This window comes from Halorubrum halophilum, assembly GCF_000739595.1.
GTDB lineage: Archaea > Halobacteriota > Halobacteria > Halobacteriales > Haloferacaceae > Halorubrum > Halorubrum halophilum.
In genome coordinates, this window is record NZ_BBJP01000012.1 from 88,684 (window position 1) to 98,410 (window position 9,727).

Sequence of the window (9,727 nt, forward strand, 5' to 3'; positions counted from 1 at the left end):
ACATGACTGACGCTCCACCGACGACCGGACTGCACCACGTGACGAACATCTGCACCGACATGGACGAGACCGTCGCGTTCTACGAGGACGCCCTCGGCTGGCACACGGTCAAGCGGACGCAGAACTACGACGACCCGGGGACGCCCCACTACTACTTCTCGTCGACGCCGACGGGCGAGCCGGGGACCAACGTCACCTACTTCGAGTACCCGAACTCGCAGGGGGCCCCCGGGCCGGGCGCGAGCCACCACTTCGCGTTCGGCGTCGAGGACGAGGAGACGCTCCGCGAGTGGCAGGAACACCTCCGCGAGCAGGGGGTGCGCGTCTCCGAGGTGAAGGACCGGACTTACTTCAAGAGCATCTACTTCAGCGACCCCGACGGGCTCGTCTTCGAGCTGGCGACCGAGGGACCGGGGTTCACCCGCGACGAGGAGGAGCCCGGCAGCGAGGAGATCGACCCGTTCGCGGAAGGGTACGAGAACTGATCGGTCGCGGAAAGCGAACCGGGACCGTCAGTCGTCGTCGACGGTGTCGACCTCGATCGCGCGCTCGGTCGATTTCTCTCCCGACCGCTCCTCGACCAGCGCCGCGAACCGGTCCAGCGCGCGGCGGCAGACGGGCACGTACCAAGCCGCGACAAGCGGCACCTCGACGACGACGCGGCTGCGGTCCGACTCCCCGGCGTAGCTGTCGACGCGGTGCCCGGTCGCCGGGATCCCGGAGACCCGCCAGTCCCAGCGTCGATCGTTGCACGCGGTCACGCGGAACGGGAGCCACGCGCCGGCGACGCGGACCTGTCCCCTCGTCCCGCGGGTCACGTAGCGGTCGTCGCTCTCGACGGCTTCGATCGCCGGCCCCCAGTCGGGCCACCTGCGGGTGTCGCGGAGGTACTCGGCGGCGACCGCCGGCGCGACCGCGACATCGCGGCCCACGGCGAGCGTCGCTCCCTCGCGGACGACCGTCGACACCGACTCGTCGGGACAGTTCCCCAGATCGAAACGCTCGTCCGATTCGCCGCCGAGGTGGGACCGGTAATTCACGATCCGTTCCACGGTCTCGTCGTAGATAAGCCGACACATATTAATTCCTTAAATGGTATCAGGTCTCATTATCTCTTTCCACGAAGGGTTAATACGGAGATCCTCGCTAGCCTGCGTTAAGATGGCAGACGACCGCGACACCATGAAAGACGTCTCGCACACGGCACCGAACGACACATCGGCGAAGGGGGTCTGGGAACGAGGACGGGTCCCCGTCGAGGAAGAAGAGGAAGAGGAGTAGCGCGTTCCCGCGATTCCGGACTCCTAGACCCCGTGATTGACACCGCTTCGCGCATCGACGTGAGAGCGGAGCGTCTCCGCTTCGATCGCCGGCGTTCGGCCGACACTCTCTTTGACGTTGTTTTTAAATAGATCGTATGGTCGGAGTCACACTCGGGTTGGCCGGGATCGCGACGGTAACGGTGCTTTTGGCGCTCAGCGCGTTCTTCTCAAGTTCGGAGACCGCGATCTTCTCGCTGCCGGCGGAGTGGTTCGAGCAGCAGGCCGCCACGGACGATCCCCGAGCGCGCGTTCTGAAGGAGCTCTACGACGACCCTCACCGGCTACTGGTGACGTTGCTCGTCGGGAACAACGTCGTCAACATCGCGATCTCCAGTATCGTGACCATGCTGGTTGCCAGTTACCTCCCCGCGGGCAGCGCGATCGCGGTGACGACCGTCTGTACGAGCTTTCTCGTCCTCGTGTTCGGCGAGATCGTCCCCAAGGCCTTCGGCCTCGGGAATGCCGAGCGGTGGTCGCTGCGGATCGCGTCTCCGATCCGACTGGTCGAACGCCTCCTCTCGCCTCTGATCACGCTGTTCGACGGGATCACCCGTCGGATGAACGCGTACATCAGCGGCGACGCGAACATCGAGAAACCGTACACGGAGTGAGTCGCCTGTATTCCGGATTCTTCTCCGATTTCACCGGTCCAGATCCTCGGCGCCCCGGCCCTCTCCGTCATCGGCCACCGGCTCGGTCGTCGCAATCCCGAGCTCTTCCTCCTCGGTGGGCGCCCGCCCGAGCATCGCCCGCAGCGACGACCACGCCTGCCCCCTGTCCCCGCCCTTCGAGAGCGGGATCCCCGCGAACGACGCCGCCGGGTGCGTCGTCTCAGGACCGAGGTGGTCCATGTGGGCCGAGACCCACGTGAACGCGGCCGAGAAGGCCGTGAGAACGGCGAAAGAGGTCCACGATTCCACGGGCGTGAGTCCCGCCGCCCCCACGACGACGCCGGCGATCACGTAGACGAAGGCGACGAAGATCAACAGCACCGTCACCGTCGCCAGCAGGTCGTTGACCGCGGTGACGCGGGCGTTGTAGTCGATCCACTCGGCGTAACTCCGGAGGAGCCGCTCGTCGAACTCGGGGTCGCCGTCGCCTGAACCCCGTGATCCCACCTTCTCCCGCTCCCTCTCTCCTTTCCCCTCCCCGCGTTCGGCGGCGATCACGGCGTCGACAGCCGTGAGATCCAGCCCGCCGCGGAGGTCCGAGGCGGTGTAGGTGACCGCGGCCAGCCCGGTCGACGCGAGCAGGAGGAGCCCGCCGACCACGGTGAAGGGGTTCAGGAAGACGGCGAGATCCACCGTCGTCTGGACGACGATCGAGCCGCCGGTGACGACGATCCCGATGAGCAGCAGGTTCGCCTTCAGAATCTCGATCGCCTTGTTGTCGATCTCACGGAGCCGCTCGACCTGATAGTCGAACGTGGTACGCAGCTCCTCGCGGGTCGTCGCCGCGACCGCGGGATCGATCGCGGCGTCGCCGCCCTCGCCGACGGCTCCGTCTGGCTCCCCGGATGCCGCGTCCTCAGCCTGCTCGCCCGGGTGATCGGACGTGGCGGTGCCGCCGGCACCGTCCGGCGCGTCGTCGCGCCCCTCCGTGACCCCCCGTCGATCGCGCATACGGAGGGTGTTCACGCAGAGACGCCGTAAGGGTACCGGCAGGGGAGCCCGCCGTCTCCTCACCACCCCACAGCCCAACGGTTTTACCGGCTTCTCCCGACCACGGTGTATGAGCGATCCGCAGTCCGAGGCGCATCCGGAGCCCGAACCGTTCCGGTACGACGCCGAGGTCGAGCCCGGCGAGAAGCGACACATCCGATACGAAATCGGCGAGACCTACCTCGGCGACCCCATCGAGATGCCGGTGACGATCATCAACGGCGAGGGGGGCGGACCGACTCTCTTCTTGAGTGCTGGGATCCACGGCGACGAGCTCAACGGGGTCAAGGTGGTCCAGGAGGTCGCGGACCGCTACTCGCCCGCCGATATCCACGGCACGCTGGTCTGTCTCCACGTCTGTAACGTCCCCGCCTACGAGGCGCAGCGGCGCGACACTCCCATCTACGATCAGGACATGAACCGGTCGTTCCCGGGGAAGGAGCGCTCGAACACCACCGAGCGGATGGCGAACCGGATCTACCGGCGGTTCGTCTCGCAGTGCGACCTCGGGCTCGACTTCCACACGTCCACCCGGAATCGGACAACGATCTACCACGCCCGCGCCGACCTCGACGACCCCGGCGTCCGGCGGCTCGCCCGGGCGTTCGCGACGAACGTGGTGCTGTACGGGACCGGCGACCAGGGGTCGCTCCGATCGACGGCGACCGCGGACGGGATCCCGACGGTCACGGTCGAGATGGGGCGCGCCCACCGGTTCCAACCGGTTCTCATCGAGAAGGCGTTAGAGGGGGTCGAGAGCGTCCTCGCCGAGTACGAGCTCACGCCCGGCGAGGCGGTCCACTGGCCGGGGTGGTTCCAGTCGACCGCCGCCGATAGCACGAAGCGGTGGCTGCGCGCCGACACCGGCGGGCTCGTCGAGATGGAGTGGGGGCCCTACCCGCTCGTCTACGAGGGAGAGACGATCTGCACGATCACGAACCACTTCAAGACGGAGGAGCACGCGGTCGAGGCCCCCTTCGACGGGCTGATTCTCGGATCGCTGGAGAACCCCGTCGCCGCGCCGGGCCACCCCCTCTGCCACATCGTCCGAGTCGACGGGACGACGCTCGACGAGATCGAACGCGAGATCGAGATCGGCGAGTTCGACGGGTATCGCTCGCACGGCGACTCGTGGGGCGACGACTGACGGGTCGGTACTCCCGCTCCTCCTCCCGCCGCTGCTCTCACACCGCCCGCCCCTCCGCCCACACCCCGCCGCGTTCTCGCGGGTGATAGCCGCGGGCGTGGCTTTAACCCGCCCGACGGCGGACCCGAGCGCATGATCGAAGTGGAGGGGCTGCGGAAGACGTACGGCGACTTCGCGGCCGTCGTCGACAGCACCTTCTCCGTCGAAGCGGGCGAGGTGTTCGGTATCGTCGGCCCGAACGGCGCCGGGAAGACGACCACGCTGAAGGTGCTCGCCGGGCTCGTCGACCCGACCGACGGCGAGGTCGAGGTCGCCGGCTTCGCCTCGGACGACCCGGAGATGCGCCGGCAGCTGGGCTTCCTCCCCGAGGAGTCGCCGCTCTACGAGGAGATGACGCCGCTGTCGTACCTGCGTTTCTTCGCTGACCTGTACGACGTGCCGCGCGAGGCCGCGAACGAGCGGATCGAGGCCGCGCTCGACCGCCTCGAACTGGACCACCGCGAGCGCCGGCTCGGCGACATGTCGAAGGGGATGAAACGCAAGGTCGCCATCGCCCGGTCGCTCGTCAACGACCCCGACGTGCTCGTGTACGACGAGCCGGCATCCGGGCTCGACCCGGTGACGACGAACTCCGTGCTGGAGTTCACCCGCGAGCTGCGCGAGACCGGGAAAACGGTCGTTTTCTCGGCTCACAACCTCTATCACGTCGAGTCCGTCTGCGACCGCGTCGCGGTGATGAACGAGGGCCGGATCGTCGCCCGCGGGAGCGTCGAGGGGATCCGCGAGCGACACGGCGAGACGGCCTACCGGGTGTTCACCGACGTGGCGCCTGCGCTGACCGACGCGCTGGTCGAGACTTTCGCCGACATCGACGACCCCGGCGACCTCGACGCCGCGACCGAGGAAGTCGGCGACCGGTTCCGCACGACCGTGCCGACGATGGACGCGGTCGAAGCGGTCCGCGAGGCCGCCGCGGCGGCCGGCGGCGAGGTCGTGGACATCCGCACGCGAGAGCCGAGCTTAGAGGACGTGTTCCTCGACATCGTCGGGCGGCCGATGCCGGGGCGGTACACCGGAGGCGGTGGGGGCACGGAACCGACTGTGGAGACAGACGCGGATCGGTCGACGGAAGCGGAGGGGGTCGAGTGACCGATCGACTCGACCGAATCCGCCAGCGAGTCGGTCGCGCCCAGCGTCGACTCCGGCGGATCCTCCGCGTCGCCCGCTGGGAGACGGCTCGGGCGAGCGGCGGCGTCGACCGCCGGACCCTGCTCGCGGCGCTCGCGCTCCTGCTCGTCGCCGGCGGCGTCCTCGGCGGCGGGCTCGCGGCCGGCGTCGTCGGGCTCGACGTCGATCGCGACGTGTACCGCGTCGCCGTCGACGGCGACTCGCCGTACGCGGACGCGGTAGAGGAGGCGCCGGCGCTCACGGCCGTTCCCCTCGGGAGCGCCTCGCTCGGAGAGACCGCCGACCTCGTCGTACTCGACGGGAGATCCATCGACGGAAGCGGAGACGGGATCAGCGTCGAGACGGTCACCGTTCGCGCCAGCGACACCCGAAAGGGCGAGGCCGCGGCCGCCGAGTTCCGAGAGGCGGTCGAGACGCACAACGAGCGACTGATGGCGGCCGAGGAGAACCGAACCGCCGCGTTCCCGATCACCGTTACCCTCCAGTACGTCGGCCGGAACGGCGGGCTCGACGAGGAGTCCACGCTCGGTGGGGACGACGGCGGAGGCGGCGACGGCGGAAGCGGTACGGGATCCGGAGACGGCGACGGGTCCGGCGAGGGAGGTGGCGACTCCGCCGACGGGAGCGGCGGAACCGGCGACGCCGCGAGCGACAGCGGGGGAAGCGAGGACGGCGGGTTCGCGGTCCCCTCGGTCGGCGGCGCGGCGTTCGGCGCCGACACGGTCGGGTCGCCGGGGTCGATATCGCCCCCCTTCCCGTTCGTCTCGCTGCTCTTGGCGTTCGTCTTCCTCGTGCCGATGAACTTCCTCATCCAGGCGTACGGCTCGTCGGTGCTCGACGAGCGGACGAACCGGCGCGGGGAGCCACTGCTCGTCACGCCGCTCTCGCCGGTCGACATCGTCGCGGGGAAGACGCTTCCGTACGTCGCGGTCGCGGCGCTCGTCACGACGCTCATCGCGGTCGCCGTGGGGGGCGGGGCGCTCTCGGTGGTCGCCGTGCTCCCGGTGGCGTTGGCCTTCCTCGCGGCGACGTTCGTCGGCGCGATGTTCGCGCGGTCGTTCAAGGAGCTCACCTTCGTGACGGTGGGGGTGAGCGTCCTCCTCACGACGTACGCGTTCGTGCCGGCGATCTTCACGAACGTCACCCCCGTGGCGCTCGTCTCGCCGCTCACGCTGGTCGTCTTCGACCTGCAGGGCGAGGCGGTCGGACTGGGAGAGATCCTCTTCTCGACCGTCCCGATGGCGCTGGGGGCGGCGCTCCTGTTCGGGCTCGGGCTCGGGGTGTACCGCGAGGAGGACATGTTCACCCAGAAGCCCGTCGGCCGGAAGTTCCTCGACGCGCTGGCGGTGCGACTCGGATCGGTCGGCGAGGGAGGATCGGGGTCGAGGGGATCGCCGCGAGCGCGACTCCGCGCGCTCGCCCCGGTCGCGTTCCTCACGGCCTGCACGATCCCCTTCGTGTTCGTCGCGGAGCTACTGGCCGTCGCGCTGCTCTTCGCGCTGCCGGTGACCGTGTCGATCCCCGTGCTCTTAGTCACGATCGCGTTCATCGAGGAGGTCGCCAAGAGCGTCCACCTCTACGCCGGGTTCGAGCGCGGCGCCTTCGCCCGGACCGATCGGGTCGCCGTCGCGGTCGGGAGCGCCTCGGCGGTCGGCTTCTTCCTCGCGGAGAAGGCCACCGCGGTCGTGCAGGCGGTCGGGCTCACGGAGCTGTACGTCGGCCGCGCCGCGTTCGGGAGCGTGGCGGGGATGGAGGGACTCCCGCCGATCGCGATTGCGGGGCTGTTCTTCGCGCCCCTCCTCCTCCACGGGTTCGCGACGACCGTCGCCGCGGTGGGCGCGAGCCGGAGCCGGACGTACTACGTCCTGACGCTGGCGCTGGCGACGCTGATCCACGCCGCGTACAACTTCGGGGTGGTGCGCCTCTATGCGTAACCGCGACAGCAGACTGACGATCGCCGGGCGGGAGCTGTCGGGGCTGCGCGCGGAGAAGACGATCCTGCTCGCGATCGCGATCCAGCTGTTCATCGCCGCGTTCTCGTCGTTCCTCGTGGTCGGGCTCGTCTCGATGTACGACCCCGGCTCGCTCGGCGGCGCGGAGGTCGAGGTGGCGGGCGCCGGCGACGCGGTGAGCGACCTCGAACGCGCCGCGAGCGAGGTCGACGGGGCGTCGGTCACGCGCTACGACGACGCCGCCGCGGCGCGGCTCGCCTTCGACCGCAGCGCCGCCGACGCGGTGGTGGTCGCGAACCGCAACGACGACGGCGGGATCTCGGCGGTGGTCACCGCTCCGGACGCCACGGTGGAGACGACCGTGATCGTCGTGCAGCTCCGCGATCTCCTCCGGACCTACGAGCGACAGGAGCGCGCGGACCGGGCCGCGTTCCTGAGCGAGTCGCCGCTCCCCCTCCCGGAGCGTACCGGCACCAGCCCGTACTTCACGTTCACCTACACCGTGTTGATCCCGGTGCTCGTCTTCCTCCCCGTCTTCATCTCGGGGTCGCTCGTGGTCGACTCGATCACCGAGGAGATCGACGAGGGGACCTTCGAGCTGCTCCGCGTCGCGCCCGTCACGCTCGGGGAGATCGTCGACGGGAAGGCGCTGGCGGCGGTCGCGATCGCCCCCGGACAGGCGCTCCTCTGGCTCCTCCTCCTCCGCGCGAACGGGACGCCGGTCGCCAACGTCCCCTCGATCCTCATTCTCATGACCGCGCTCACCGCCCTCGTCGTCGCGCTCGCGCTCGCCATCGCGGCGCTCGCGCCCGACCGACGGGCCGCCCAGTTCCTCTACTCGATCGGCGTGCTGGTGCTCTTCGGCGGCGCCACGGCGATGGCCGGCGGTCCCGCCAACGCGGTCGCGCGGCTCGCGATCGACAGCGCCGACGCGACGACGACCGCGCTGGTGGTCGCCTACGTCGGTATCGCCGCGGTGGCGTACGTCGGGGTTCGGACGCTCGTCGCGGAGAACGGGTTCGAGAAGTGAGCGACGATCGCTGATAACTGAACACGGCGGTGGCGTCGCCGGCGCGTAGCGCCGACAGCGTCCCTCACCACACCGGCGCGAGCAACAGCCCGACGGTGATCGAGATGAAGACGAGCTTCAGGGCGGTGTTGACGGCGATCACCTTCGTGCCGAACTCGGCGCCCCAGATCCCGTACTGGAAGGGGATCGAGCGCCGGAACGTGGAGACGGCGAACGAGAGGATCCCCCCGATAAGCAGGCTCGCGACCGCGGTCCGGACGGTGAAGGTCCCCTCGGCGGCGCCGGCGAGCGTCACCGCGCCGGCGGTCGTGTCGAGGGTGTAGACGGCGATCACGGGGACCGCGGCGCCGGGGAGCCCGAGGACGCCGGTGATCGGCTCGGCGACGCTCGTCAGGGCCTCGACGTCGACGTTGTTGATGAGTCCGATCACGAGGGTGTAGACGACCGCGAGCCGCGGGACGATCCGGCGGAGGGTGGACCACGACTTCTCGCCGGCCTCGCGGACGCGCTCCCGGCTCGTGCGGTCGTCGGCGTCGGGACCGCTCGCGTCGACCTCGGCGAGCGCGCTGCGGTCGACGTTGCGCTCGGACAGGAGGACCCCGCCCGCGAGCACGCCGGTGACGGTGATCGCCAGCGCGATCCCGGCGCGCGCGGAGACGTAGGTGACTCCCGTTTCGATCCCCAAAATAGGGATCAACACGGGGATGTAGTAGGTGAACACGTGCTGAACGAACCCGAAGAACGTGTTGATGGTCACGGCGACCAGCGTCGCACGGTCGTCCAGCAGCCCGGACTCCCGGTACTCAGCGAGCGTGGCGTACCCCGCCGTGGTCGACGCCGCGGTCGTCAAGATGGCGGTGCCGACCTCGTCGGGGAGGTTCGCGGGTCGGGTGAGCCACCCGGCGAGCCCGGCGACGTACCGGATCAGTCCGAACGCGACCGCGACGTTGGCGGCGAAGACGCCGACCGCAATGAACGCCGCGATGCGCGCGATCCGCGGGGCCACCTCGACGAGCAGGGCGACGAGTTCGGCGGCGACCGATTGCACGCCCGTCCCTTCGCGGTCGGCGACCTAATGGGCGTCGGAACGGGCGAACCGGGCGGAGCGGATCGGGTGACTCCCCACCGCCCTCGGCCCACCGCGCGGGGCTTATGCGACCCCCGACCGAACCCCCGCCAATGGCACCCGCCGAAGACGACATCTCGATCGAGGAGAAGCGCGTGTACGCCGGGACGGCGGGCCGCACCGACGCGTACGTCGCCACCGAGAGCGGCGTCGTCCGGGTGGCGCTCTCGGCCGACAAGGTCGGCGCGTTCGACATGGTCGCCCGCGAGCCCGCCCGCGATGTCGCGGTCCTCGCCCGCGACGACGGTCCGGATCTCGTCGGGATCGCGACCGCGGACGGCCTGCACGTCGCCGTCGTCGG

General features: G+C 69.7%; 10 protein-coding genes. 7 read left to right on the forward strand and 3 right to left on the reverse strand.

All coding sequences use genetic code 11. The annotated features are described in order from the left end of the window. Positions 1 to 2 precede the first annotated feature (2 nt). Positions 3 to 485, forward strand: a complete 483-nt coding sequence (locus tag ACP96_RS04275; RefSeq protein ID WP_050032352.1) for a VOC family protein — start codon at positions 3 to 5, stop codon at positions 483 to 485. A 27-nt stretch (positions 486 to 512) separates the two neighbouring features. On the opposite strand, the gene ACP96_RS04280 is transcribed toward ACP96_RS04275, so the two are convergent. Continuing rightward, positions 513 to 1,040, reverse strand: a complete 528-nt coding sequence (locus tag ACP96_RS04280) for an SRPBCC family protein (protein ID WP_161785349.1) — start codon at positions 1,038 to 1,040, stop codon at positions 513 to 515. 377 nt (positions 1,041 to 1,417) lie between these two features. Here ACP96_RS04280 and ACP96_RS04285 point away from each other — a divergent pair, with 377 nt between their 5' ends. Further along, entirely contained in the window at positions 1,418 to 1,933 is a 516-nt protein-coding gene (locus tag ACP96_RS04285; protein ID WP_050024525.1) for a CNNM domain-containing protein, read from the forward strand. Between the two features lie 30 nt (positions 1,934 to 1,963). Here ACP96_RS04285 and ACP96_RS04290 read toward each other — a convergent pair whose 3' ends face one another. Further along, entirely contained in the window at positions 1,964 to 2,944 is a 981-nt protein-coding gene (locus tag ACP96_RS04290) for a hypothetical protein (RefSeq protein WP_050032354.1), read from the reverse strand. 109 nt (positions 2,945 to 3,053) lie between these two features. Between ACP96_RS04290 and ACP96_RS04295 the strand changes: the two genes are divergently transcribed. The 4 genes from ACP96_RS04295 to ACP96_RS04310 all read left to right on the forward strand — a co-directional run bounded on the left by ACP96_RS04295 (position 3,054) and on the right by ACP96_RS04310 (position 8,300). Beyond that, positions 3,054 to 4,130, forward strand: a complete 1,077-nt coding sequence (locus tag ACP96_RS04295; RefSeq protein WP_050032355.1) for a succinylglutamate desuccinylase/aspartoacylase family protein — start codon at positions 3,054 to 3,056, stop codon at positions 4,128 to 4,130. 132 nt (positions 4,131 to 4,262) lie between these two features. After that, on the forward strand, positions 4,263 to 5,279 hold the full coding sequence (locus ACP96_RS04300; protein ID WP_050032357.1) for an ABC transporter ATP-binding protein: 1,017 nt from the start codon (positions 4,263 to 4,265) through the stop codon (positions 5,277 to 5,279). After that, on the forward strand, positions 5,276 to 7,252 hold the full coding sequence (locus ACP96_RS04305) for an ABC transporter permease (RefSeq protein WP_050032359.1): 1,977 nt from the start codon (positions 5,276 to 5,278) through the stop codon (positions 7,250 to 7,252). The genes ACP96_RS04300 and ACP96_RS04305 overlap by 4 nt, the downstream gene beginning before the upstream one ends. Then, positions 7,245 to 8,300 carry an ABC transporter permease gene (locus tag ACP96_RS04310; RefSeq protein ID WP_050032360.1) on the forward strand — a complete coding sequence of 352 codons (1,056 nt, stop codon included), beginning with the start codon at positions 7,245 to 7,247 and terminating at the stop codon, positions 8,298 to 8,300. Before ACP96_RS04305 ends, ACP96_RS04310 begins: the two co-directional genes overlap by 8 nt. 64 nt (positions 8,301 to 8,364) lie before the next feature. Here ACP96_RS04310 and ACP96_RS04315 read toward each other — a convergent pair whose 3' ends face one another. Continuing rightward, complete coding sequence (locus tag ACP96_RS04315) at positions 8,365 to 9,348, reverse strand: nucleoside recognition protein (protein ID WP_050032361.1); 984 nt, start codon at positions 9,346 to 9,348, stop codon at positions 8,365 to 8,367. 131 nt (positions 9,349 to 9,479) lie between these two features. Here ACP96_RS04315 and ACP96_RS04320 point away from each other — a divergent pair. Next, the coding region (locus ACP96_RS04320) for an HVO_0234 family beta-propeller protein (RefSeq protein WP_449272134.1) at positions 9,480 to 9,727 on the forward strand (248 nt) is incomplete at its 3' end.

Excerpts from the sequence above, each read along its gene's own strand:
- ACP96_RS04275 (WP_050032352.1), top strand. The coding sequence starts at position 3 with ATGACTGACGCTCCACCGACGACCGGACTGCACCACGTGACGAACATC.
- ACP96_RS04285 (WP_050024525.1), top strand. The coding sequence starts at position 1,418 with ATGGTCGGAGTCACACTCGGGTTGGCCGGGATCGCGACGGTAACGGTG.
- ACP96_RS04290 (WP_050032354.1), bottom strand. The coding sequence starts at position 2,944 with ATGCGCGATCGACGGGGGGTCACGGAGGGGCGCGACGACGCGCCGGAC.
- ACP96_RS04295 (WP_050032355.1), top strand. The coding sequence starts at position 3,054 with ATGAGCGATCCGCAGTCCGAGGCGCATCCGGAGCCCGAACCGTTCCGG.
- ACP96_RS04300 (WP_050032357.1), top strand. The coding sequence starts at position 4,263 with ATGATCGAAGTGGAGGGGCTGCGGAAGACGTACGGCGACTTCGCGGCC.
- ACP96_RS04310 (WP_050032360.1), top strand. The coding sequence starts at position 7,245 with ATGCGTAACCGCGACAGCAGACTGACGATCGCCGGGCGGGAGCTGTCG.